Origin of the sequence: Helicobacter brantae (assembly GCF_003364205.1) — a bacterium.
GTDB lineage: Bacteria > Campylobacterota > Campylobacteria > Campylobacterales > Helicobacteraceae > Helicobacter_G > Helicobacter_G brantae.
This window is the reverse complement of sequence record NZ_NXLV01000015.1, coordinates 18,317-41,954: the sequence shown is the minus strand read 5'-3', so window position 1 is coordinate 41,954 and position 23,638 is coordinate 18,317. Positions and strand designations below refer to the sequence as shown.

The following is a 23,638-nucleotide window of genomic DNA, read 5'->3' as shown; positions in this document are numbered from 1 at the left end:
AGTGTAGCACCACCATCTGAAGTGTTTGCAAAATTGATAATGTTGTTTCCAGCATTAAATGTCAACCCATTATTATCTCCATCTACCGCAGCACTATATTGCAATGTAGCATTTTTAGCATTGATATTGAAAACTTGCCCTTTGTCTGCATCTGTTGCATTGTTTGTCAAAGCTCCTGTGATAGTGGCAACAAACTCTGTTGCAGTAGTATCAGCAGCATCAGAGCCAAGATTAAATGTTGTTATTCCAGTAGTTGCTGTGGTAATGCTTGTTGCATTCAATTTCCCCGCAGTTTTATTGAAGTTGAAATTTGCAATATTGTTGTTTGTAAGACCACTAGTGCCAAATGTTAGAGTAGTGCTTGTAGTTCCATTGAGATTGAAAGTGATACCATCACTTGCTCCTACGCTGATGGCACTAGCGAATGTAGTTGTTCCAGAAGCATTGTTGAGGGTAATGATGTTACCCGTAGAGCCAGAAGTAAAAGTAATACCAGATAGCGTATTGTTAGCTCCACCAAGAGTGAGAGTCTTTGCATTACTCCCACTTGCAAAGTTAATGCTTGTAGTTCCATTTGTTGTGGTAACAGCTCCATTGATTGCTCCACTCTTGCCATCAGCAATTGCAATAGTTGTGCTTCCACCATTAGTGCTATTTGTTTCCACTCCTCCTGCAATAGTTCCACTATGATTGAAGTTGATTTGTGTAGTTCCTCCTGTGGTAGTGATAGTTTGAATTGCACTTCCTGCACTATCTTTCCAAGAGAGTGTAGCACCACCATCTGAAGTGTTTGCAAAATTGATAATGTTGTTTCCAGCATTAAATGTCAACCCATTATTATCTCCATCTACCGCAGCACTATATTGCAATGTAGCATTTTTAGCATTGATATTGAAAACTTGCCCTTTGTCTGCATCTGTTGCATTGTTTGTCAAAGCTCCTGTGATAGTGGCAACAAACTCTGTTGCAGTAGTATCAGCAGCATCAGAGCCAAGATTAAATGTTGTTGTTCCAGTAGTTGCTGTGGTAAGTCCATTTGTGAAAGCCAATTTTACACCATCATTGAGAGTGAATGCTAGTGCTTGATTTTCACTTGCTGCCCCTACACTTAAACTACTTCCACCAAAAGTCGTTGTTCCTTGAGAGAGGATAATAGTGTTGTTTGTAGAATCTCCTGTTTCAAAAGCAAAGTTTGTGATTGTGTTATTACTTCCACCAAGAGTGAGAGTCTTTGCATCACTTCCACTTGCAAAGTTAATGCTTGTAGTTCCATTGGTGTTTGTAATATTTCCATTTACACCAACATTTGCATTACCTTGCAAACTAAGAGTTGTGCTGGCACTAGCTCCATTTGTTGTGATTGTTCCTGTGATTGTTGAAGTTCCTGCAAAGGTTAGGGTGTTTGCTCCCTTTGTTGAACTGACATCTCCCTCAATCCCTGCATTGTTTTGGAAAGTCAAACCAGCATTGACAGATGAGAGGGTTACATTTCCTTTAATTCCTTTTCCACCAAAGTTCCCAGTAAAACTTGCTCCAGTGACATTTCCCACTGCTTCTAATTCAAGATTTCCCCAAAGTGCATATTTGTTAGAATCACTATTTGCAAGATTGAGAGTAAAATTTCTATTATTTGAACTATCATATGAGAATTTAAGCGTTCCACTTCCATCTGCTCCCATTTTCAAACCATTTGTATTTGATGTGAAAGTGGTGCTAGTATTATTGATTCTGAGTACATATAAGCTACCGTTATAAGTAAATTGTGCTTGATTTTGAGCCACACTATTCCCACCGCTGTTTGTAGCACCAATATAAAATCTAAAATCGCCGATTGCTGTGTCGTTTTGAATAAAAGAGTTGTAGCCATCAGTAGCATTTAGGGTTAAATCAGTAATTGTAGAACCACTACTTCCAGTTGCACTTGTATTGGTAATCTCTAAATTTGTTGGACTATTTAGTGTATTTGTATTCTGAAGTCCTTCTAGTGTATAAGCACTCGATATACTCACACCCAAAGCAAGAGCTAGAGAGCTAGCAACAAGAGGTTTGAAAAATCTGCTAGGGTTAGCGACTAGGGTTTGAGAAGAGCAAGGGGTTGATTTAGTGCTTACCCCCCCCCCCCTAAGAGTTTTATTGTTCAGCTTATTCATAGATTTCCTTGTGTTGATTTAAAAATGATTGCAATTTTACTATAAAAACTTGACAGATTAAATACAAAATGGTTTTGAGATTTTTTGGCTTGATTTTTGTATCTGTATTTGGAGAGGCAAAAAGTGCAAAAGATATTTGAATTTTGTTGAGATTATGCAATAATGTTTGAAATCACACTAAGGAGGATAAATGAAATTAGTCATCTTAGATTCTTTGACTTTGGGAGAAGTCAATCTTGAGGTTTTTAGAGATTTTGGGGAGTTGAGCATCTATCCTTATACAAGCAAAGAAGAGATTTTGCCTAGATGTAAAGATGCAGAGATTATCATCACTTGCAAAGTCCCTTTTGATGAATCCACTCTCAAATCCCTGCCCTCACTCAAGCTCATTGCTCTAACTTCCACAGGGACAAATATCATCGATTTGGAGTGTGCTCAGAGATTGGGGATAGAGGTTAGAAATGTCGCAGGGTATAGCACTTATGCTGTGGCTCAACATACTTTGATGTTTGCACTTGCACTTCTAGCCAAGCTTCCTTTTTATGATGAGTATTGCAAGAGTGAGAAGTGGTGTGCTTCTCCTGTATTTACTCATATTGTGGAGGGGTGCTGTGAGCTTGAGGGGAGAGAGTGGGGGATTATAGGGCTTGGAAGTATTGGAGCTCAGTGTGCAAGAGTCGCCCAAAGTTTGGGAGCAAAGGTAAGCTATACTTCTACAAGTGGCAAAAATACTAGCTCTTTTATCCCTCATAAGCCATTAGAAGAGCTATTACAAAGCAGTGAGATTATCTCTATCCACGCTCCACTCAATCCTCAAACCTATCATCTTCTCAACTCTTCCAATCTCTCACTTCTCAAAGATAATGCTATCATCATCAATGTAGGTAGAGGTGGGATCATTGATGAAAATGCACTTGCTCAAAGAATGCTAGAGAGTGAGATTAGTTTCGGAAGTGATGTGCTAGAGAGTGAGCCTATGAAACCCAATCACCCACTGCTCAACCCACTTCTAAGCTCAAGATTGCTTCTCACTCCTCATACAGCTTGGGCGTATAGGGAAACGCGAGAGCGATTGATGAGAAGCGTGTATGAGAATGTCAAAAACTTCTTAGCTAGACTTTCCTCATAGCTTTAGAAGTCAAAAAGCTCACTCAAAAAGGATTCTTTTTTCTTGGGCTTGTGATAGGATTTTTCATATCCTCTTTCATAGAGATTACCCATAGGAGGGGTTGGGGTGGTGGAGTTGGCTATGATTTTATCTAGCTCTCCTCTATCTAGCCACACTCCTCGACACTTAGGGCAGTAGTCAATCTCTACCCCACTTCTCTCACTCATCAATAAATCTACATTATCACATACAGGACATTTCATTCTCTCTCCTTAAAAGTTTATAGATAAGGTATTATAATTTCTCTTAAGATAACCAAGAGATAGGAGTAAATATGACAAAAAATGATTTTAGAGCTTTTGTAGAAGAGATGTCAAGCCTAAGCACATACAAAGCCCCTTTGGGGTTTGGTATCTGTCGAGTTGATGTGGGGAGAAAGAGTGGGAAGACTTTGTGTGCGACTTACCCTGTGCTAAATTGGGGGGAAAATTTTGGAAGTTTTGCAGTGTTTCTCAAGGCTTCAGAGAGTGCCATAGAGATAAGCAAGAGCGAGAGTGAGAGTGTCTATGGGATCAATGAAGAGTTTATCGCTCAAGCATTAGAGCTATTCTCTCCTTATATTCCTGAAGCTCTTAGCACCCAAAATCACGCTAATATCAAAGTCTTGCTAGAGCTAAAAAATGCTTATGATAGAGGGGAGTTGTATGCTAGGGGTGGAAAGAGTAGGTATCGATTTTGTGTGATTTATGCTGATAGCAAATGCGAGAGCGTAGAGAGTGCTTATATGAAGCTTCTTGCTCTCTCACTTGGCAAAGCCCCTCTAAGAAGCTTGGTGCTTGATGGGATTTTTGGATTGCTTGAAAATGTCGCTTGGAGTGGCAATAAACCCTATGAGCTTAGCTATTTGAGAGAGAAAGAGATTGAGCTTAAGATGAGAGGAGAGTTCCCAAGTATTGATTTTGTAGATAAATTCCCTCGCTACCTTATGCAAGTGCTTCCACAATATGACAATATCCGACTTCTTGATAGTGCCAAAACTCGCTTTGGTGCTTATCTTGGAAGTGGGGGATATACTCAAATGCCAGGGGCTTCTTATGTGAATTTTAATGCAGGAGCTATGGGGGCTTGTATGAATGAGGGGAGGATCAGTAGCTCTGTAATCATTGGTGAGGGCACAGATGTGGGAGGGGGAGCGAGTATTTTAGGAGTGCTTAGTGGAGGCAATAGCGATCCTATCAGTATCGGCAAAAATTGCCTTTTGGGTGTGAATAGTGCCACAGGAATTAGTCTAGGTGATGGCTGTATTGTCGATGGAGGAATTGCAGTGCTTGCAGGGACGATTTTCTTCATCAGTCAAGAAGAAGCCCAGAAGATTAAGGCAATCAACAAAGATTTTGAAATCAAAGAAAGCAATCTTTATAAGGGCAGAGAGCTTTCAGGAAAGAATGGAATCCACTTCAGGGCAGATTCTCAAAGTGGCAAGATGATAGCTTTCAGAAGCAATCGAGAAATCAAGCTCAATAGTGATTTGCACTAAAAAGGAACAGCTCTTGCTTATCTGTGGGAAAAGTTTTTTAAAACAGGAGTTAAAAATGCTAAGGATTGCATTATTAGGAGTGATTTTTTGTGCGATTAGGTTGTTTGGTGCAGGGGAAGCTCAAGCCCCTCAAACTCCACAAGCCACACCACAAGCCCAAGCCACACCACAGGCTAAAGCTACGCCCCAAGCTGTGGCTCAAGCCCCACAAGAGGCTCAAGCTCTTAAAAAAGGACAGAGAGATCCAAACATTACTTTTCCTCCTAACACTCCTGCACCAAAGGTAACAAGAGATATTGCCCCCACATATCCTGATAATTTCAAAATGGAGCGATTCCAAGCTCAGCCTACACTCAATGCTGCTGTGGATTTGGCAAAAAAGGGACAAATGCAACAAGCCCTAGAGCTTTTTAGACAATCTTGCAATGAGGGTAATCCTGCAGGGTGCTTTGGTTCAGGACTTATGTATATGTATGGACAAGGCACACTCAATAATCCTCAAAAAGCAGTGGCTTACTATTTCCAAGCGTGTTCAGGTGGAGATAGTGTGGCTTGTACCAACCTAGCAATCGCTTATGATGAGGGAATGGGAGTGCAAATGGACAAAGAAAAAGCCTTGCAATATTTTCTTGTAGGTTGTGAGGGAGGAGATAGCTCAGGGTGTAATAATGCAGGGTGGATGTATGCCAATGGTGTAGGCACTCAAAAGAATTACTATCAAGCCCTCAATGCTTATAATAAGTCTTGCAATCTTGGTAATGAGCTAGGGTGCTACAATCTAGGACTGATGAGCAATACTTACAATGTCTATGGAATCGACAAAGACAGACTAGGGGCGATTGATATGAATTATATTGCGTGTTCTCAAGGCGATATGGTCGGATGTGCTAATCTAGGCTATCTGTATGCCACAGGCGATGCAGGATCACCTATCAACTACTTCAATGCTGCCAAATACTTTGATATGGCTTGTCAAGGTGGAGTGATGAGTGCGTGCAATAATATGGGAGTGCTTTATGATAATGGGCGAGGGGTTTTGATGGATAAAATCCGAGCGATGGAGCTTTTTGCCTATGCGTGTCAAAATGGCTTTGAAACAGCTTGTCAAAATTATCGTATTATCAACTCCAATCCCAATGGGGTGCAAATGTTTGGGAGATAAAATCTCTCCCAAATTTGCCTTTTTCTCACTTTTTGTCCTCTAAATTTTTTACCATTCCTTTGATAAAAACTTTGTAAAATTGCATATTATTTTAATGATTGAGGCGAGTTATGAAATTTACACATTTGCACTTGCATACTGAATATTCTTTGCTTGATGGAGCAAACAAAATCAAGCTTTTAGCCAAAAAAGTCAAAGAGCTAGGTATGGATAGCGTTGCGATGACTGATCATGGCAATATGTATGGAGCAATGGAGTTTTATACTGCAATGCTTGAGAATGGGGTTAAGCCTATCATTGGAATGGAAGCCTATATCCACAATCAAGAAGATATAGGAGATAAAAGTGTCAAACAACGCTTTCATCTCTGCCTCTATGCCAAAGATTTAGAGGGCTATCAAAACCTCCTAGCTCTAAGCTCACAAGCCTTTATCAATGGCTTTTATTACTATCCAAGAATCAACAAAAAACTTCTAAGGGCTCATAGCAAAGGGCTTGTCTGCTCTTCAGCGTGTCTAGCAGGAGAGGTGAGCTATCATCTCAATAGCACCAATCCTAGACGCCTCAATCCTAGTGCCTCAAAACCTCGTCCCTACAATGCTGAGGGGTATGCAATCGCCAAAGATGTGGCATTGGAGTATAAAGATATTTTTGGAGAGGATTTCTACCTTGAGATTATGCGTCATGGCATACAAGAGCAATACCATATCGATAATCTTCTTATCAAACTCTCACTTGAGACAGGAATCAAGCTCATTGCTACAAATGATTCTCACTATTCCACCCAAGAAGATGCCAAAACTCAAGAGATTGCAATGTGTGTGGCAATGGGGAAAATCCTCAATGACAAAGATCGCCTAAAGCACTCTGTCAATGAGTTTTATGTCAAATCCCCTCAAGAGATGCTAGAGCTTTTCTCTGATATTCCTGAAGCTGTGAGCAATACTCAAGAGATTGTAGAGAAATGCAATCTTGTGCTTCCTTTGAAAAATACTGATATTGTCAATAAAGCCACAGGAGAGAAAATCCTAAGCTTCACTCCTGCCACCCCTCCCTCATTTCGCTTCACAGCTGAATATGCCAAAGAAGAGGGGCTAGATTTTAGTGATGATGCAAACTACTTTGCTTATAAATGCCATCAAGGATTGGAGGAGAGATTAAAGCTAGTCCCACAAGAAAAGCACTCAATCTATCAAGAGAGATTAGAGAGAGAGATTGAAGTGATTACTAAGATGAATTTCCCTGGATATATGCTCATTGTTTGGGATTTTGTCAATCACGCCAAAAAAAATGGAATCCCTGTGGGGCCAGGGAGAGGGAGTGCAGCAGGGAGCTTAGTGGCATTTTGTCTGAAGATTACAAATATTGATCCGATTAAATACGATTTGCTCTTTGAGAGATTCCTCAATCCTGAGCGTGTGAGTATGCCTGATATTGATATGGACTTTTGTCAGAGGAGAAGAGGAGAGATTATTGAGTATGTTAGCAATCGCTATGGGCGTTTCAATGTCGCTCAAGTTACGACATTTAATGAACTCAAAGCCAAAGGGGTGATTAGAGATGTGGCAAGGGTGCTAGATATGCCACTCAAAGATGCTGATGCAATGGCAAAGCTTATCCCTGAAGAGTTAAAAATCACACTTGAAGAAGCCTATGAAAAAGAGCCAAAGATTAGGGAGCTTGTAGAGAGTGATTCTCTTGCCAAAGAGGTATGGAATCAGTCTTTGAAGTTAGAAAATCTCAAAAGAAATACAGGAGTTCATGCAGCAGCGATTGTGATTGATAGTGAAAAAGAGCTATGGCACAAAACCCCTCTTGCTGTGGCAAAAGATGGAGGGACAACCACACAATACTCGATGAAATGGCTTGAGCCTGTGGATTTAATCAAGTTTGACTTTTTGGGATTGAAAACCCTCACCGTGATTGATGACGCACTCAAACTCATCAAAAAACGCTATGGCAAAGAGATTGATTTCTTAAGCATTGATGTGGAAGATCCTAAAGTGTATGAAACGATGCAGAGTGGAAACACACTTGGATTATTCCAAATAGAATCAGGGGGAATGCAAGATCTCAACAAACGCCTAAAGCCTAGCACATTTGAAGATGTGATTGCGGTTTTGGCTCTCTATCGCCCAGGGCCAATGGAATCAGGAATGCTAGATGATTTTATTGAGCGAAAGCACGGACACAAAAATATTGAATATATGTTCCCTGCCCTTGAGCCTATCCTTAAACCCACTTATGGAGTCATCGTCTATCAAGAGCAGGTTATGCAAATCGTTCAAGCAATTGGTGGATTTTCTTTAGGTGGGGCAGATTTGGTGCGAAGAGCGATGGGTAAGAAAATCAAAGAAGAGATGGATAGACTCAAAGATAGCTTTGTAGAAGGTGCTGTCAAAAATGGCTTTGATGCAGAAAAATCAGGAGAGCTATGGGATTTGATTGTGAAGTTTGCAGGATATGGATTTAATAAATCTCACTCAGCAGCCTATGCGATGATAACTTTCCAAACAGCCTATCTCAAAACCTATTATGAACACGAATTTATGGCAGCAATGCTTACAAGCGAGTCAAACAAAGTCGAAGCTGTGGCTAGGTATATTGATGAGGTTAAGGCAATGGGAATCAAAGTGCGTTCTCCTCATGTCAATCTCTCAGAAAATGATTTTGGTGTAAGTGATGAGGGAGATGGAGAGAAAGCCATTGTCTTTGGACTAAGTGCGATTAAGGGTGTGGGAGAAGCCCCCACAGATAATATCGTAGGAGAGAGAGAAAGGAATGGAGCTTATAAGAGCTTGGAAGATTTTGTGGGGAGAGTGGATTGGAGTAAGGTAAGCAAAAGGGTGCTAGAGCCACTGATTAAGTCAGGAAGTTTGGATAATTTGGGATATTCACGCACTTGTATGCTAGAGCATATTGATGAGATTTGTGAGGCAGGAAGAGCCAAAGAAAAAGCAAGTCAATCGATGGAGAATTCCCTTTTTGCAGATTGTGTGGAAGAAGTGGCAAGTGAGATTGTTTTTTCTTTCAAAGACAATCATCAAAACGAAGATGAGAGCAAATTGCTTCAAGATGAGTATGAGTGTATGGGGATTTATGTATCAGGACACCCACTTGATGCCTTTAGTGAAGAGATTAAATCACTTCAAGGAGTGGCTCAAAGTGATAAGCTAGAGCTTTATAAAAATGGAAGTGAGGTTTTGCTTGTAGGCAAGATAATGGAGCTTTCAAGAAGGATTAGCAAGAAAAACCAAAAACCTTATGGAATTGTGGAGATTATGGATTTGTGGGGGAAAGTGGATTTTATGATTTTCTCTGAGCTTTTTGCTCAACTTGAAAAAATGGATCAAACCCAGCCTTTGGCGTTTAGGTGCAAGATTTTCAACAAAGAAGACAAACCCTCAATCTCTGTGAGTGAGATTCTTAGTCTTGCTCAAGCCAAAGAGGTGGAACTTTCAGCTCCTAAAATGTTTAAAACCCCTCCAAAAAATCACACTCCAGCACCCCAAACCCATACCCCTCAAGAAGCTCTTCCCACTTGCCCCCTAGGGATTATCATCTCTTGGAATGCCAAAGATGAAATGATTAAAACCCTAGCAGAGCAAATCAAAAATTATCAAGGCGATAGGGAGCTAAAAGTTGTGCTTGAGGGGGAGAGTGAGAGTTATATTTTCTCTACTCCTTTAAAAGTAGATAGAGATATTAGAAAGAAACTCCCCAAGCTTCAATGGGTGGATTTATGAGATTAAATCAATATATCTCTCACAATAGTAAATACTCACGCCGAGAGGCTGATAGGCTGATTTTGGAGGGGAGAGTCAATATCGAGAAAAAGAAAGCTACTTTTGCAAGTGTATTGCAAGAGGGGGAGAGAGTGTTTATCGATGGCAAATTTCTCAAGCCCAAAAGTGAGGAGAGCTACACGCTTTTAATCTATCATAAGCCCAAAGGTGAGCTAGTCAGTAAAAAGGACGATAAAGGAAGAAAGACAATTTATCACTCTCTAAGCTCTCAATACTCCCACTTTGTGCCTGTGGGAAGACTTGATTATGCTTCTGAAGGGTTGCTTATCCTTACAGATAGCAAAAAGGTGGCAACTAAGCTTATGGAGAGCAAACTAGAGAGGGTATATCTCCTCAAACTTGATGGAAGCATTACCCAAGAGATGATACAAGCAATGCAAGAGGGGCTAGTCTTAGAAGATGCAAGAGAGGGAGGACATCAAAAAAGCGATATTACCTCAATGGAGTTCTCTCCTTTTGTAGATTTTGCTATCATTAAAAATTCAAGAAATTATTCCAAACTCAAAGTTTGTATCAATGAGGGAAAAAATCGAGAATTAAGGAGGTTTTTCGCTCACTTCAAGCGAGAGGTGTTGGATCTTAAGCGTGTATCTTATGGCTTTGCCTCCCTCAATGCCCTGCCTTGTGGGAAAAGCCGATTTTTTAGCAAAGAAGAATACAAGCAACTTCATCAATTTATGAAACAAAAGGATTAAAATGGATTTTTTGCGTATCAAAGAAACTCCCAAACTTCAAGGAAGTGTGAAAATCTCAGGAGCTAAAAACTCAGCTCTCCCCATCCTTACAGCCACACTTTTATCCAAAAACCCTTTGCATATTTACAATCTCCCCAATGTCGCTGATGTCAATACTTTGCTAAAGCTCTTAGAGATTTTGGGAGCTAGTTTTGAGAGGGTGGGAGAGAATCATATCCATATAGAAACTCTAGGGGTGAGGGAAACCAAAGCCACTTATGATATTGTCAGGAAAATGAGAGCTTCAATCTTGGTGCTTGGCCCACTTCTAGCAAGGTTTGGGTATTGTGAAGTGAGCTTACCGGGGGGGTGTGCGATAGGGGCAAGACCAGTGGATTTGCATATCAAGGCAATGGAGAAAATGGGAGCAGAGGTGAGGATAGAGAATGGCTATATCGTTGCCAAAGCCCCCAAAGGATTGCAAGGGGCAAAAATCATCTTTGATAAAATCACGGTAACTGGGACAGAAAATGTGCTAATGGCAGCAGCTTTAGCCAAAGGCAAAACTACGATTATCAATGCTGCCAAAGAGCCTGAAGTGGTGCAACTTTGTGAAATCTTGCTAAGTGCAGGAGTGCAAATCAATGGGATTGGCACAAGTGAGCTAGAAATCATCGGAAGTGAGGGAGAGCTTTTGGATATGCAAGATATTAGAGTGATTGCTGATAGGATAGAGGCAGGGACTTATCTGTGTGCAGGAGCGATTACAAACTCTTCTATCACCCTGCATTCTGTAATCCCCCAACACCTCCAAGCCATCACTGATAAACTTGAAGAGATTGGGTTTGGCTTTGAGGTGGGGGAGGATTCTCTAACCTTGCTTCCAGCCAAAAAGCTTCAAGCTTTTGAGATTATCACTGCTGAATATCCTGCATTTCCTACCGATATGCAAGCTCAATTTATGGCACTAGCAATGGTGTGTGAGGGAGTGAGTAGCATTGAGGAGAGATTGTTTGAAAATCGCTTTATGCATGTCAGCGAGCTTCAAAGACTAGGAGCTAATATCACTCTAAGAGGGCATATTGCAAATGTGAGCGGAGGGGCAGAGATTAAAGGGGCTGATGTGATGGCAACAGATTTGAGGGCATCTTCAGCTCTTGTGCTTGCAGGATTGATTGCTAAGGGGGAAACAAATATCCATAGAATCTACCATCTTGATAGAGGGTATGAAAACTTAGAGAGCAAACTTAGAGGTTTGGGGGTGAGTGTGGAGAGATTGAGAGAGGAAGTTTAGAGATTTTTTGGATTTTTGATTGAAGTTGCTATAATCCCATAGATTTTAGTGATAAGGAAAAGGTTTGGATAAACTACTGCAAGGTGCAATCAAATTCAAAGAAGAGGATTTCAATGAGCATAAAGAACTCTATGAGAGTTTGAAAAAAGCTCAAAATCCTGATACGCTTTTTGTGGGTTGTGCTGATTCTCGTGTCGTGCCTAGTCGAATCACAGGCACACTCCCTGGTGAGCTTTTTGTAGTGAGAAATGTAGGCAATATCATTCCCCCCTTTACTCACAAAAATGACGCCTACCTCTCCACGACTTCAGCCATAGAGTATGCTGTGGTGGTGCTTGGAGTGCAAAATATCATTGTGTGTGGGCATAGTAATTGTGGGGCGTGTCAAGCACTTTATGATGATAATCTTGGCAAAAATACAGAGCATTTGCAGAAGTGGATAGAACTTCTTGATCCTGTCAAAGAGCAAGTTTCTCTCCTCTCTCCCAAAACCAAAGCAAAACGCACTTGGCTAACTGAACAAATCAATATTGAAGTGCAAATCAACAATCTTTTAAGCTATCCTTTTATCAAAGAGAAATTTGAAAAAGGAGAGCTTAAGATCTTTGGTTGGTATTATATAATTGAAACAGGGGAAATTATGAATTATGATTTAGAGAGCAAAAAATTTAGAGTGATTCAAAAATAAAGGAGTGAAAATGATACTAATGAGCGGACCTTGTGTGATTGAGAGCTATGACAACCTAGCCAAAATCGCCTCAATGCTAGAGCCAATAGCAAAAAACCCAAAAATTGACTTCTACTTCAAAGCAAGTTTTGATAAAGCCAATCGAACAAGCCTTGATAGCTATCGTGGGCCAGGGCTTGAAGAGGGGCTAAAAACATTGCAAAAAATCAAAAATGAGTTTGGTTATAAACTCATTACAGATATTCACGAGAGCCACCAAGCTCAAGCACTCTCTGAAGTGGTTGATGTGATTCAAATCCCTGCTTTCCTCTGTCGCCAAACTGATTTGATCGTGGCTGTGGCAAAGACAGAAAGAATCATCAATATTAAAAAGGGACAATTTATGAATCCCAAAGATATGAAACATAGCGTTCTCAAAGCGATTAAGACTCGAGGAGGCAAAAGTGCCACTTATGAAGAGAGTCAAAAATATGGTGTATGGCTGACTGAGAGAGGAAGCACTTTTGGATATGGCAATCTAGTGGTAGATATGAGAAGTTTAGAGATTATGAGAGAGTTTGCTCCTGTGATTTTTGATGCTACTCATAGTGTGCAAATGCCTGGAGTTGGGGAAGGAAAGAGTGGTGGAGATAGTCGCTTTGTGCCTTCTCTCTCAAGAGCAGCAGTGGCTGTGGGAGTCGATGGATTCTTTATGGAAACCCACTTTGATCCAAGCATTGCTCTAAGTGATGGGCCTAATATGATAAAAACTCAAGAGCTTCAATCTCTTATCAATACACTTCTAGCAATCCAAGAAATCTCAAAATAAGGAAAAAATATGCAAATCATTGAAGGAAAACTCAAACTTGAGGGGAGTGAGAAAATCGCAATCCTCTCAAGCCGATTTAATCATATTATTACAGACAGATTGATAGAGGGGGCAAAGGATTGCTTCCTTAGACACGGAGGAGAAGAAAAAAACCTCTCTCTTATCCTAGCTCCAGGGGCATATGAGATTCCTTTTGTGCTTCAAAGACTTCTAGCAAGTAAGGCTTATGATGGGGTATGCTGTGTGGGTGCGATTATTAGAGGGGGGACACCTCACTTTGATTATGTATCTGCTGAAGCCACCAAAGGAATTGCCAATATGGCTTTGCAATACAATCAAGCTGTAAGCTTTGGAGTGCTAACCACAGATAATATCGAACAAGCTATCGAGAGAGCAGGAAGCAAAGCAGGAAACAAAGGCTTTGAGGCGATGAGCTCTTTGATAGAGCTTGTCAATCTTTACAAAAAGGTTTGATATGGCAACTCGCACACAAGCTAGAGAGGCAGTCGTAAGTCTGCTATATGCTTATGATAGTGGGAATGAGGAGATTGTAAGTCTTGCCCCTGAAATCCTAGAAGAGAAAAAAATCAAAAACAAACAGCAAGAATTTGCACTCTCTCTCTTTAATGGAGTGTTAGAAAAGCTAAGTGGGGTTGATGAGAGAATCAGCCAACACCTCAAAGAGTGGGATATCCAAAGAATCGGAGGGATTGAGAGAGCGATTTTAAGGCTTGGAGTGTATGAGATTTGTTTCACTTCCACAGATGCCCCAATAGTCATCAATGAAGCCATAGAATTAGCCAAACTTTATGGAAGTGATAATGCTCCAAGATTTATCAATGGAGTGCTAGATGCGATTGTAAAGGAGCAAAAATAATGCAACTCTGTCTTGCACTTGATATGAGCTCTAAGAGGGAGAATCTTGCTTTGCTCCAAGAGCTTAGAGAGTTTGAATTGTGGGTGAAAGTGGGATTAAGAAGCTTTATTCGTGATGGCAAAGAGTTTTTGCAAGAGATTAAAGCTATCAATCCAAATTTTAAAATCTTTTTGGATCTCAAACTCTATGATATCCCCAACACTATGGCAACAGCTACACAAGAGTGTATCGCTTTGGGTGTAGATATGCTTACAATCCATTCAAGTTCAGGGACTGAGGGGATGAGAGCTGTGAGTGAAGTAGCAAAAGATAGCAATCTCCTTGTCTTTGCAGTTACGGCTCTTACTAGCTTTGAGGATAGCACCTTTACTCCAATCTATAACGCCCCTATTGCTTCTCACGCCAAGACTTTGGCTCTCCTAGCCCAAGAGGGAGGGTGCAATGGTGTGGTTTGCTCGGTGTATGAGAGTAAAGAGATTAAATCTAGCACCTCTCTTCTCACTCTCACTCCTGCCATAAGATTTGAAGAAAATCCTAAAGGAGATCAAAAAAGGGTTGCCACTCCCAAAAGTGCTAAAGAAGCATTGGCTGACTTTATCGTGGTAGGACGCCCCATATATCAAGCTCCCAATCCCAAAGAAATCACACAAAAAATCCTAAAAGAGATTGTATGAAAACCCCTGTGATTTTGAAAACCATTGAGGAGCTAAAAGAGTGGAGGAGGGGTATCAATGCACCTCTAGGGTTTGTGCCGACAATGGGGGCATTACACGCAGGGCATTTGAGTTTGCTAAAAGCCTCAATGGCTCAAAACCCTCACACTCTCCTCTCAATCTTTGTCAACCCCACACAATTTGGGGCAAATGAGGACTTTGGCAAATACCCTAGAACACTTCAAGCAGATATTGCTCTAGCTCAAGGAGTTGATGCGATTTTTGCTCCTGAGAGCAAAGAGATGTATAAAAGTGATGATGAAATCACACTCAATCCCCCCAAACTTATGGGTTATGTATATGAGGGAGCGATAAGAAAAGGGCATTTTGATGGAGTATTGCAAGTGGTCTTAAAGCTTTTTAATCTCACTTCCCCTACTCGTGCGTATTTTGGACAAAAAGACGCTCAACAGCTTTTGCTTGTGCAAAAAATGGTAAAAGACTTTTTTTTGCCCTTAGAAATCGTGCCTTGTCCTATCATCAGAGATGATGATGGCTTAGCATTGAGTTCAAGAAATATCTACCTCTCTAAAGAGGAGCGACAAATCGCTCTTAAAATCCCTCAAACCTTGCAAAAAATTGCTAGGCTCATCAATGAGGGAGAGAGGGAGGTTGGCAAACTTTATGAGTTTGGAATGAGGGAGCTAGAGGGAATGAATGTGGATTATTTAGCTTTTTGCAACCATACTTTAGAACCTCTAGAGCAAATCATTCCCACTCAAACCCTAATCCTACTGACTTGCAAAGTAGGAAATACTCGATTATTGGATAACTTATGGATATGAAAAAGAAGACTTTGGTATTTTTAGGCTCTCTTGCTTTGGCAAGTGCGTATGATAACATTGATGAGGCTCTGAAAAATGGTGTAACTCAAGGCGATGTGAGTTTTTACTCAGATTATTATGATCCTTTTGCCACAAGTATTGCTGATAGTTTTGGAATGAGAGATGAGAGCTATGTGGCTATTACAATGGGATTGCAATATCGCTCAGCATTTTATAAAAATATGCGACTTTCTGTGGGATTTCGTGCGGCTTATCCTTTGTGGCAATGGCACAAGGGAGATATCAATCTTGATTTTGATAGCTCTAATCCTATTTTGCTCAAAGATACATTCCTAGAGTATTTTGATGGGGATACAAGCATAAAAGCAGGGCGATTTTTTGTCAGCAATGAGTGGATAAGCAACCAAGTAGAAGGATTTTGGGTAAGAAATCGCTCATTAGAAAATCTCCTTTTGGAGCTTTGCTGGATCAACTCCTATGGAGATGTTACCCCCACTTCAATGAGTGCATTCTCTCGCTATACAGAGAATTGGAGTGGATATACTTATGCCTCAAGCAAATACAACTTTACCAACAAAGATTGGGAGTTTTGGGCAAAAGTCTATACCTCTTTTGGATATTCAGTCAATTATGTGCTAGGTGCAAGCACAGGATTTGAGTATAAGTTTTCCAAATCCAAAATCGGACTAGCTCTCAATACTGCAGGAAGCTTTGAGTTTAGCAATGGTGATGATAGAGGTGATGGAGTGGATTTTGATGCCAAACTTTATGTAGAGGCAGCAGGATTGGATTTTTCTTTTGGATATATTCAAAGTGGCAAAGAGAGTGGGTGGGGAAGCCTTAATCGAATCAACAACACCATTTCTCCTCTAGGAGTGGGAAATGTCTTAGATTCTAGCTTTGCAGTGGATACAAGTGTGATTTATACTGCTCTTGCAGGGACATTTGATCAAGTAACTCTTTGTCTGCTCTATGGTGTGGGGCTTTTCACTTCAGCGATTCCTTCTATTGGAGGACGCCATATCCAAAACGAAGTCGATCTTGCAATGAGCTTTAATTTTACAAACAATGTTTCAGCCTTTGTCAATGTCTATAATACCCACTTAGGCAATGATGCGATTCCCAATGTAATTCAAGTCCAAGCAGGAATGAGTTTGTCGTTTTAAGTGAGGGGGAGAGGAGAGGGATTAGGCGATTTTGAGGTGGAGTTTTTTTGTGAGATAACGCAAAAACTCTGTTGCCTTGAGTTTGGGGGTTTTGGAGGGTTGGAGATAGACTTTTATATTTGAGAGCAAGAAAAGCATATCAAATCGTGTGATTTTGTTATCCAAGCCAGAGAAGAATTTGAGATGTTTGAGATTTCTAATCCTTTTGTCAAATTCTGTAACCTTATTATCAGAGAAATCAAAGATTTTTAGCTCGGTGAGATTATAGATAGGGGAAATATCTTTGATTTTGTTATCTGAAGCTAGGAGGATTTTTAGCTCTGTATTTTTGGAGAGGTTTTGCAAAGAAGTGATTTTGTTATTCACAATATCTAGCAAATGCAAAGTTTTGAACTCTTCAAGCCATTGGGGTAATGCCTCAATGCTGTTGTGAGAGATGATGAGGGTGTGGAGATTTCTAAGATTTCTTATGCCTTGTGGAACTTCTCTAAAAAGATTATGAGAGAGAGATACTGCATTTACACGCCTTGGGAGTGGGGGGAGGGTGGAGAGCATATTGTGATCAAGCACGATGCGATAAAGGTTTTTGAGATATGCAATATTTTGATGGATTGAAGTTAGGTTTTTGCCTTTGGCTTCAAAAACTTTAAGTGCCAATAACTCTTCTTGAGTTCTTGGGACGCTGATTTTATGGTGATCACACCAAGAGATGAATTCTTTAGCCCATTTTTCCATAGGGTATCCTTTCTGTTTTAAATTTTGGGCGATTCTACTCTTATAAATTTTTACTTAATTGTTACTTTTTTAAGAAATCAATCAAAATACAAAAAATCTATCAAAGCACAATGGGTATAAAAAAGTTTGAGATAAATGAGATGAAGTGGTACGCCCAAGAGGATTCGAACCTCTGACCTACGGCTTAGAAGGCCGTTGCTCTATCCAGCTGAGCTATGAGCGCATAAAGAAGGGTTATGGTACGCCCGAAGGGAGTCGAACCCCTAACCCCCAGATCCGAAGTCTGGTGCTCTATCCAGTTGAGCTACGAACGCACACTCTTTGTATGGGGTGGGTGATGGGGATCGAACCCACGACCCTCAGGACCACAATCTGATGCTCTAACCAACTGAGCTACACCCACCATAAAAGAGTAGAAAAATGGTCGGGGCGAAAGGATTCGAACCTTCGACCCCTTGGTCCCAAACCAAGTGCGCTAACCAGACTGCGCTACGCCCCGACAAGAAAATAAAAACCGAGATTATAAGGAAACTTTGCCACTTTGTCAAGAAAGAGTCTTGTTTTTGTGAGAAAAATTTGCATTTTCCCTCAAAAAGAGGGGTTTTAGAAAAAGAGTTTTGTGAGATTGTAGCCAATGAGGGCAAAGACATAGGCTGTAAGGGAAGTAAGGAGGAAAAGATAGAAGACATATTTTCTCCCCCCTGCCTCTTTGCCAAAGACGATGGTGGCTGCAAGGCAAGGGTTGTAAAACATTACAAAGAGGATAAAGGCGATTGCTGTGGGGATAGAGATATTTTGAGCTAGAGTGCTTTTGAGATCTTGACTGCTCTCATCTAAATCTTCTCCAAGAGAGTAAAGCACACCCATAGTTGAAATCATTGTCTCTTTTGCTGCTAGGCCACTGATGAGGGAGACTGAAAGTTTCCAGTCAAAATCAAATGGAGCAAAGAGCGGAGCAATGCCCTCTCCAATATAGCCTAGATAACTTTTCTCCAAAAGCAAGGCTTCTTTTTGATGCTCTAGCTCTTCTATCTCTTCTGCTTTTGCACCTTTTTGCTCTAGGGTTTGGACTTCAGATTCATATCTAGCTTCAATTTGAGGGTGTTTGGGGTATTGGGTAGAAAACCAAATCAGCATAGAAGCTCCTAGAATAAATGTCCCTGCTTTTTTGAGATACATTTTTGCTTTGTTCCATACGCTATAAGCGATGAGTTTGGCTGAGGGGAAGCGATACTTTGGCATCTCCATTACAAAAGGCTCATCAATCCCCCTAAAGGCAGTGAGTTTGAGAATCTTTGCCATCACAAGTCCCACTAATGCCCCCAAAATATAAATCCCAAAGAGGATATTTCCTGAGTGCTTTTGAGGGAAGAATGCACCGATAAAGAGCACATACACAGGCAGTCTTGCTCCACAGCTCATAAAGTTGATGATAAAAAGGGTTAGCATTTTATCGCCTCGATTTTTCAGCATTCTTGTGCTCATAAACGCAGGGACACTGCACCCAAACCCCGTAACAAGGGGGATAAAGCTCTTGCCGTGTAATCCAAAGCGATGAAAGAATCCATCAAGCAAAAACGCAATCCTTGCCATATATCCACTCCCCTCCAAAATCACAATTCCAAGGAAGAGAATCAAAATATCAGGCAAGAAGCTCACCACTGCTCCTACTCCACCGATGATTCCATCAGCGATAAGAGAGGAGAGGGCAGGGCTTGGGATATACTCTTTTGCAAGTTCTCCAAAGAAAGCAAAGCACTCTTCAATCCCCTCTTTTGGAATCGCTCCAAGAGTAAATGTGGCTTGAAAAAGCAACCACATCAAGAAAAGGAAAATGGGGATTCCTAGATATTTGTTGAGTAGAATTGAATCAATCTTTTGGGTTTTGTCAATTGGGCGTGGCTTTTGGTTTTGCACTTCAAGACTTGCACCTTTGGCATAAGCATAATGCTCTAGGTTGAAAATATTGCTCACTCTCTCTTCTTCTAAAACTTTGCAAATCCTAGAGATACTTTGAGTAAGCATAGGAGCAAGTTCTACCCAGCAAGGCTTGGAGGAGAGGATTTGATAGATTTCTTCATTTTGTTGGAGCAAAGAGATGGAGAGTTTGCGATAGTTGATGATTTGTCCCTCTTTGATAAGAGTATTCACACAAGGGTATTGTTTGGCAATGAGATGATCGCTTAGGGTTTTTATCTCTTCTTCAATGCACTCACTATAAGTGCGTTTGGAGGGACAAAAAGGTTTTTCATAGAGGCGGATAATCATCTCTAAGAGCTTTTGCATATCAGAAGAATTGCTTGAAGTTACTTTCACACAAGGCACTCCTAAGATATTGCTAAGTTGTTTTTCATCAATTTGTATCCCTTCTTTTTGGGCTTCATCATTCATATTGAGTGCGACAATTGTTTTGCGATCTAGCTCTAGGATTTGGGCTGTGAGGGCAAGGTTTCGCTCTAGGTTTGTAGAATCAAGCACATTTAAAATCACATCATAGTTTTCATTTAAAAGGAAGTCTTGAGTGATTTTCTCTTCTTGGGTGTATTGATTGAGTGAGTAAGTTCCGGGGAGATCAATGATAGTGATTGAGTAGTTTTGATGCTCAAATGTGGCATAGGCTTTCTCAATCGTTACCCCTGTGAAGTTTCCGACTTTGAGATTACTGCCACTGATTTTATTGATGATTGAGCTTTTGCCGACATTGGGTTGTCCTGCAAGAGCGATTGTGATATGTTTTTTCATTTTGTCCTCTTTTTGTGAAGTTTTCTTTCATTCTACACCTTTTTTGTCTTTCTGTCAATAAAATGATAGTTATTATCATTTTTGAGGAGATAATGAAAATTTCTTATTTTGAAATTATTGTGGTGGGTGTTTTTGGTGAAGTGTTGTGGCTCACACCACAAACCCCATACTTTTCTCTCCATCAAAGCTTCCATCTCTCTCTTTAATGATTTCTTTGCTAAAGTCTTCAAGTGAAAATGTGGGATTGTCCCTTGTGGCGACTTTGTAGGCTGTGTTTTTGACAACCAATGAGATTTGCCCACCACTAAGATCATAGCTTGAGAGTTTTTTGACTAGCTCTTTTTTGTCCATAGAGTAGGAAGCATTTTTGGGAAGATGAAGCTCCCAAAGTTTGGCTCTTTGCTCTTGGGTGGGGCGTTTGAACTCAATTTTGTAGTTAAATCTCCTAGAAAACGCACTATCAAGGGTTTCTAGCAGGTTGGTAGTGGCGATGAGGATTCCATCAAATTTTTCAATCTGCTCTAAGAAAATATTTTGCATTTGATTATGCATCTTATCTGCTCCTCCCCCACCTGTGCTTCTTGCACTCAGGAATTGATCGGCTTCATCTAGGAGCAAAATTGGCTCACTTTTGCTTTTTTGTGTGATTTCACGATAGCTATCAAAGATTTTTCTCACATTTTTCTCACTCTCTCCCACATACATTGAAAGGATTTTGGAGCAATCAAAGTTGAGAATCTGCTTTTTTAGGCTTTTGGCTAGTGCTAGGGCTGTGAGAGTTTTGCCTGTTCCTGCTGAACCATAGAAAATGATTTTACTCTCAATCCCACTCTTTCTCTCTTTCACTCCCCACGCTTTGAGTTGAGAGATGACTTTGGGATCCATTTGCTTAAGCAAACTCTCTAGCACTTCCCTTGTTGAGGGGGCTAGGACAATATCTTTGAGGTCTTTTTTTGGCTCTAGGATTTCAAAAGTTTCTTGCTCTTTGATGAGGTTAGTGAGAGTGTTTTTGCTCTTTTTCTTTTTTTTGTTGGGGTAGATGATTTTTTGCAAAATCTCCTCATTGATGAAAAATGTCCTAGCAATCCCTCCAAAGGGGTTGAGAATCTCATCATAATCCACTAGATTTTTCTCAATCAAATTGCTTTTTTCATCAAGCAAGGAGCGGTTTTTGATTTTGTCATATTCATCTTCGCTGATAAGCTCTATGAGGGCATTCATCTCTCTTAGATTCCCCTCTCCCCCTGAATACTCCTCTTTGAGTAATGCAAAAAACAGCGTCTGCTCTTTGCTATCAAGCTCGGCATCTTTGATGAGAGAGACGATTTCAAATGGGGTTTGAGTGAGCTTAAGTCGATATTTGATTTGTTGCTCTAGGGTGTTGAGGCGATATTGGATTCTAGAGAGTGAGGGAGAGTCAAGCTTGTAGGAGAGTTTGAGGTGGTTGATTTGCTGAAGTAAGTCGATTTTGAGAAATTGATCTTTGAGGTATTCTAGGTGATCTTGATAGGGGTTGGCTTTGGGGAGTGCGACTTCAAGTGTGCCATCTTCAAGGAGTCTCAAAAAACTATGAGTGAGATAAATATTTTCATTGAGTAGCTCTAGGAGTAGGGTGTTTGTGGGGCGTGAGAAGTTGCTTTGGGAAACCCAGCCAAGCTCTAAGAGATTTTTGATTTTGGGAAGATAGGCAAGAGTCTCTTCACCCTTAAGCCCAAAGAGATTTTCCACTAAACTTAGCACCATTATTTCTACTTCAGAATTCAGCAAGGCTTTTGCCATATATTGCAAGATTTTTGCCTCGTCTTCATCGCACTTGAGTGAGGGGAAAATGGTGGATTTTTGCACTTCTTTGGTATTGATAAAATCTAAATAGTATTGCATTATCTTTCTCGTTTGTGATTTTTGTTTGCGATTTTATCAAAGGAAAATGTAGCTGTGGGGTAAAATGCCAAGTTTTAATCAACAAAAATGGAGCAAAAATGAAACTGATTTCGTGGAATGTCAATGGTTTGAGAGCGTGTATGAATAAGGGATTTATGGAGTTTTTTGAAAGTGTTGATGCTGATGTGTTTTGTATCCAAGAGAGCAAAATGCAAAGAGATCAAGCAAGTTTTGATTTCAAAGGATATGAGGAGTATTGGAACTCAGCAGAGAAGAAAGGCTATTCAGGAGTAGCGATTTTCTCCAAAAAACCACCACTAAGCGTGAGCTATGATATGGGGATAGAACACCACGACAAAGAGGGGAGAATCATCTGTGCTGAATATGAGAGTTTTTATCTAGTCAATGTCTATACCCCAAACTCTCAGCGAGAACTTACAAGGCTAGAGTATCGAATGAATTGGGAAGATGATTTCAGAGCTTATCTCAAAGATTTAGAGAAGTTTAAGCCTGTGGTGGTGTGTGGGGATCTCAATGTCGCTCATACAGAGATTGATCTAAAAAACCCCAAAACCAATCGCAGAAATGCAGGATTTACTGATGAGGAGAGAGCGAAGTTTTCTGAGCTTTTAGAGAGTGGGTTTATTGATACTTTTAGATATTTTTATCCCACGCTAGAGGGGGCTTATACTTGGTGGAGCTATATGGGAAAAGCAAGAGAGAACAACACGGGGTGGAGAATCGACTACTTCCTTACTTCAAAGAGTTTGCAAGATTCTTTAGTGAGTGCCAAAATCTATCCTGAAATCTTTGGGAGCGATCATTGCCCTGTGGAGTTGGTGATAAAAGGAGCTAAAAATGCCTAAAAGAGTTTTGATTTTTGGGGGTAATGGTGGGATTGGGAAGTGGGCTGTGAAGTATGCACTTGAGGCAGGTTATGAGGTGAGTGTATATCTTAGAAATGCTTCCAAAATGGAGAGTAAAGATTCGTGTTTGAATGTCTTTGAGGGAGAGCTAGTAGATAGGGAATCTGTGGCTAAAGCACTCAGAGGGCAAGATGCGGTGGTTTGGTGTGTGGGAATCACGATGAAATACAGCTACCCCACGATGCATTCCCTTGAGGGGCATAAGATCTTGCTAGAGGAGATGAAAAAAGCAGGGGTCAAAAGACTGATTGATTGGGCGACTCCTAGTGTGAGATTTTGGAGAGACAAAAAGTCTTTGCTTACTTTGTTGCCGAGTTTTTTGGCAAGTATTTTTCTCAAACAAGCCAAAAAAGAGATGCTAGAGATTGCATCTTTGGTTGAAAATAGCGATTTGGATTGGACGCTAGTGCGTTTTGTAGCACCGAGAAATACACCGATTGGAAGTGAAATCAAGGTTAGTTTTGGTAAAAAGAGGATTAATTTTTTAATTTCAAGAGCGGATATCGCACGCTTTATGATTGAACAAATTCAATCAAGAGAATACATTAAATCTATGCCGATTATTGGGAGGTAGTATTGCCTATTG

20 protein-coding genes and 4 tRNA genes are annotated in these 23,638 nt (G+C 40.5%); 15 read left to right on the top strand and 9 right to left on the bottom strand.

Translation table 11 applies throughout. The features are described 5' to 3' along the window. Positions 1-2,150, bottom strand: a 2,150-nt coding sequence (locus tag CQA58_RS07050; RefSeq protein WP_147288622.1) for a beta strand repeat-containing protein, incomplete at its 3' end; no start/stop codon positions are given. A 190-nt stretch (positions 2,151-2,340) separates the two neighbouring features. On the opposite strand from CQA58_RS07050, the gene CQA58_RS07045 reads away from it, so the two are divergent. Next, positions 2,341-3,279 carry a D-2-hydroxyacid dehydrogenase gene (locus tag CQA58_RS07045; RefSeq protein WP_115570012.1) on the top strand — a complete coding sequence of 313 codons (939 nt, stop codon included), beginning with the start codon at positions 2,341-2,343 and terminating at the stop codon, positions 3,277-3,279. 2 nt (positions 3,280-3,281) lie between these two features. On the opposite strand, the gene CQA58_RS07040 is transcribed toward CQA58_RS07045, so the two are convergent. Beyond that, on the bottom strand, positions 3,282-3,521 hold the full coding sequence (locus CQA58_RS07040; RefSeq protein WP_115570011.1) for a TFIIB-type zinc ribbon-containing protein: 240 nt from the start codon (positions 3,519-3,521) through the stop codon (positions 3,282-3,284). Between the two features lie 71 nt (positions 3,522-3,592). Here CQA58_RS07040 and CQA58_RS07035 point away from each other — a divergent pair, with 71 nt between their 5' ends. From CQA58_RS07035 to CQA58_RS06980, 12 genes are all read left to right on the top strand, one after another. Next, positions 3,593-4,795: a 2,3,4,5-tetrahydropyridine-2,6-carboxylate N-succinyltransferase gene (locus tag CQA58_RS07035; RefSeq protein WP_115570010.1), complete on the top strand. Its 1,203-nt coding sequence runs from the start codon at positions 3,593-3,595 to the stop codon at positions 4,793-4,795. A 55-nt stretch (positions 4,796-4,850) separates the two neighbouring features. Next, positions 4,851-5,957 carry a tetratricopeptide repeat protein gene (locus tag CQA58_RS07030; RefSeq protein ID WP_147288621.1) on the top strand — a complete coding sequence of 369 codons (1,107 nt, stop codon included), beginning with the start codon at positions 4,851-4,853 and terminating at the stop codon, positions 5,955-5,957. Between the two features lie 98 nt (positions 5,958-6,055). Further along, positions 6,056-9,703: a DNA polymerase III subunit alpha gene (dnaE, locus tag CQA58_RS07025; RefSeq protein ID WP_425454673.1), complete on the top strand. Its 3,648-nt coding sequence runs from the start codon at positions 6,056-6,058 to the stop codon at positions 9,701-9,703. Beyond that, positions 9,700-10,458 (top strand): pseudouridine synthase, encoded by a 759-nt coding sequence (locus CQA58_RS07020; protein ID WP_115570007.1) that lies wholly within the window; start codon positions 9,700-9,702, stop codon positions 10,456-10,458. The genes dnaE and CQA58_RS07020 overlap by 4 nt, the downstream gene beginning before the upstream one ends. A gap of 1 nt (position 10,459) precedes the next feature. After that, the gene (murA, locus tag CQA58_RS07015; protein WP_115570006.1) at positions 10,460-11,731 is read left to right on the top strand and encodes a UDP-N-acetylglucosamine 1-carboxyvinyltransferase; all 1,272 of its coding nucleotides are present in this window, start codon (positions 10,460-10,462) and stop codon (positions 11,729-11,731) included. Between the two features lie 64 nt (positions 11,732-11,795). Then, positions 11,796-12,419, top strand: coding sequence for a carbonic anhydrase (locus CQA58_RS07010; protein ID WP_115570005.1), 624 nt, complete (start codon positions 11,796-11,798; stop codon positions 12,417-12,419). Positions 12,420-12,429: 10 nt separating this feature from the next. Next, positions 12,430-13,227: a 3-deoxy-8-phosphooctulonate synthase gene (kdsA, locus tag CQA58_RS07005; RefSeq protein WP_115570004.1), complete on the top strand. Its 798-nt coding sequence runs from the start codon at positions 12,430-12,432 to the stop codon at positions 13,225-13,227. A 9-nt stretch (positions 13,228-13,236) separates the two neighbouring features. Then, complete coding sequence (gene ribH, locus CQA58_RS07000) at positions 13,237-13,701, top strand: 6,7-dimethyl-8-ribityllumazine synthase (protein ID WP_115570003.1); 465 nt, start codon at positions 13,237-13,239, stop codon at positions 13,699-13,701. Between the two features lies 1 nt (position 13,702). Continuing rightward, on the top strand, positions 13,703-14,104 hold the full coding sequence (gene nusB / locus CQA58_RS06995) for a transcription antitermination factor NusB (RefSeq protein WP_115570002.1): 402 nt from the start codon (positions 13,703-13,705) through the stop codon (positions 14,102-14,104). Next, positions 14,104-14,778 carry an orotidine-5'-phosphate decarboxylase gene (gene pyrF / locus CQA58_RS06990; protein WP_115570001.1) on the top strand — a complete coding sequence of 225 codons (675 nt, stop codon included), beginning with the start codon at positions 14,104-14,106 and terminating at the stop codon, positions 14,776-14,778. Before nusB ends, pyrF begins: the two co-directional genes overlap by 1 nt. Then, on the top strand, positions 14,775-15,602 hold the full coding sequence (gene panC, locus CQA58_RS06985; protein WP_115570000.1) for a pantoate--beta-alanine ligase: 828 nt from the start codon (positions 14,775-14,777) through the stop codon (positions 15,600-15,602). The genes pyrF and panC overlap by 4 nt, the downstream gene beginning before the upstream one ends. Then, entirely contained in the window at positions 15,593-16,768 is a 1,176-nt protein-coding gene (locus CQA58_RS06980; RefSeq protein ID WP_115569999.1) for an Opr family porin, read from the top strand. The genes panC and CQA58_RS06980 overlap by 10 nt, the downstream gene beginning before the upstream one ends. Positions 16,769-16,789: 21 nt before the next feature. On the opposite strand, the gene CQA58_RS06975 is transcribed toward CQA58_RS06980, so the two are convergent. The 7 genes from CQA58_RS06975 to CQA58_RS06945 all read right to left on the bottom strand — a co-directional run bounded on the left by CQA58_RS06975 (position 16,790) and on the right by CQA58_RS06945 (position 22,126). Next, positions 16,790-17,503: a leucine-rich repeat domain-containing protein gene (locus CQA58_RS06975; RefSeq protein WP_115569998.1), complete on the bottom strand. Its 714-nt coding sequence runs from the start codon at positions 17,501-17,503 to the stop codon at positions 16,790-16,792. Positions 17,504-17,649: 146 nt separating this feature from the next. Further along, positions 17,650-17,726, bottom strand: a tRNA-Arg gene (locus tag CQA58_RS06970). 14 nt (positions 17,727-17,740) lie between these two features. Further along, a tRNA-Arg gene (locus tag CQA58_RS06965) sits at positions 17,741-17,817 on the bottom strand. Between the two features lie 12 nt (positions 17,818-17,829). Then, positions 17,830-17,906 (bottom strand) — tRNA-His (locus CQA58_RS06960). 18 nt (positions 17,907-17,924) lie between these two features. After that, positions 17,925-18,002: transfer RNA gene (locus tag CQA58_RS06955), tRNA-Pro, on the bottom strand. A gap of 104 nt (positions 18,003-18,106) precedes the next feature. Beyond that, complete coding sequence (gene feoB, locus CQA58_RS06950; protein ID WP_115569997.1) at positions 18,107-20,245, bottom strand: ferrous iron transport protein B; 2,139 nt, start codon at positions 20,243-20,245, stop codon at positions 18,107-18,109. Between the two features lie 150 nt (positions 20,246-20,395). Beyond that, positions 20,396-22,126 (bottom strand): ATP-binding protein, encoded by a 1,731-nt coding sequence (locus CQA58_RS06945; protein ID WP_115569996.1) that lies wholly within the window; start codon positions 22,124-22,126, stop codon positions 20,396-20,398. 98 nt (positions 22,127-22,224) lie between these two features. Between CQA58_RS06945 and CQA58_RS06940 the strand changes: the two genes are divergently transcribed. Further along, a complete protein-coding gene (locus CQA58_RS06940; RefSeq protein WP_115569995.1) occupies positions 22,225-22,992 on the top strand; it encodes an exodeoxyribonuclease III in 768 nt (255 codons plus the stop codon). After that, positions 22,985-23,626, top strand: a complete 642-nt coding sequence (locus CQA58_RS06935; RefSeq protein WP_115569994.1) for an NAD(P)H-binding protein — start codon at positions 22,985-22,987, stop codon at positions 23,624-23,626. The genes CQA58_RS06940 and CQA58_RS06935 overlap by 8 nt, the downstream gene beginning before the upstream one ends. Positions 23,627-23,638: the final 12 nt, after the last annotated feature.

Bases quoted from the DNA above. Each gene is read 5' to 3' on its own strand.
- feoB (WP_115569997.1), bottom strand. From the start codon at position 20,245: ATGAAAAAACATATCACAATCGCTCTTGCAGGACAACCCAATGTCGGC.
- murA (WP_115570006.1), top strand. From the start codon at position 10,460: ATGGATTTTTTGCGTATCAAAGAAACTCCCAAACTTCAAGGAAGTGTG.
- CQA58_RS07035 (WP_115570010.1), top strand. From the start codon at position 3,593: ATGACAAAAAATGATTTTAGAGCTTTTGTAGAAGAGATGTCAAGCCTA.
- ribH (WP_115570003.1), top strand. From the start codon at position 13,237: ATGCAAATCATTGAAGGAAAACTCAAACTTGAGGGGAGTGAGAAAATC.
- CQA58_RS06935 (WP_115569994.1), top strand. From the start codon at position 22,985: ATGCCTAAAAGAGTTTTGATTTTTGGGGGTAATGGTGGGATTGGGAAG.
- kdsA (WP_115570004.1), top strand. From the start codon at position 12,430: ATGATACTAATGAGCGGACCTTGTGTGATTGAGAGCTATGACAACCTA.
- CQA58_RS06940 (WP_115569995.1), top strand. From the start codon at position 22,225: ATGAAACTGATTTCGTGGAATGTCAATGGTTTGAGAGCGTGTATGAAT.
- CQA58_RS07020 (WP_115570007.1), top strand. From the start codon at position 9,700: ATGAGATTAAATCAATATATCTCTCACAATAGTAAATACTCACGCCGA.
- panC (WP_115570000.1), top strand. From the start codon at position 14,775: ATGAAAACCCCTGTGATTTTGAAAACCATTGAGGAGCTAAAAGAGTGG.
- CQA58_RS06980 (WP_115569999.1), top strand. From the start codon at position 15,593: ATGGATATGAAAAAGAAGACTTTGGTATTTTTAGGCTCTCTTGCTTTG.
- pyrF (WP_115570001.1), top strand. From the start codon at position 14,104: ATGCAACTCTGTCTTGCACTTGATATGAGCTCTAAGAGGGAGAATCTT.
- CQA58_RS07030 (WP_147288621.1), top strand. From the start codon at position 4,851: ATGCTAAGGATTGCATTATTAGGAGTGATTTTTTGTGCGATTAGGTTG.
- CQA58_RS06945 (WP_115569996.1), bottom strand. From the start codon at position 22,126: ATGCAATACTATTTAGATTTTATCAATACCAAAGAAGTGCAAAAATCC.
- CQA58_RS07045 (WP_115570012.1), top strand. From the start codon at position 2,341: ATGAAATTAGTCATCTTAGATTCTTTGACTTTGGGAGAAGTCAATCTT.
- nusB (WP_115570002.1), top strand. From the start codon at position 13,703: ATGGCAACTCGCACACAAGCTAGAGAGGCAGTCGTAAGTCTGCTATAT.
- CQA58_RS07040 (WP_115570011.1), bottom strand. From the start codon at position 3,521: ATGAAATGTCCTGTATGTGATAATGTAGATTTATTGATGAGTGAGAGA.
- CQA58_RS06975 (WP_115569998.1), bottom strand. From the start codon at position 17,503: ATGGAAAAATGGGCTAAAGAATTCATCTCTTGGTGTGATCACCATAAA.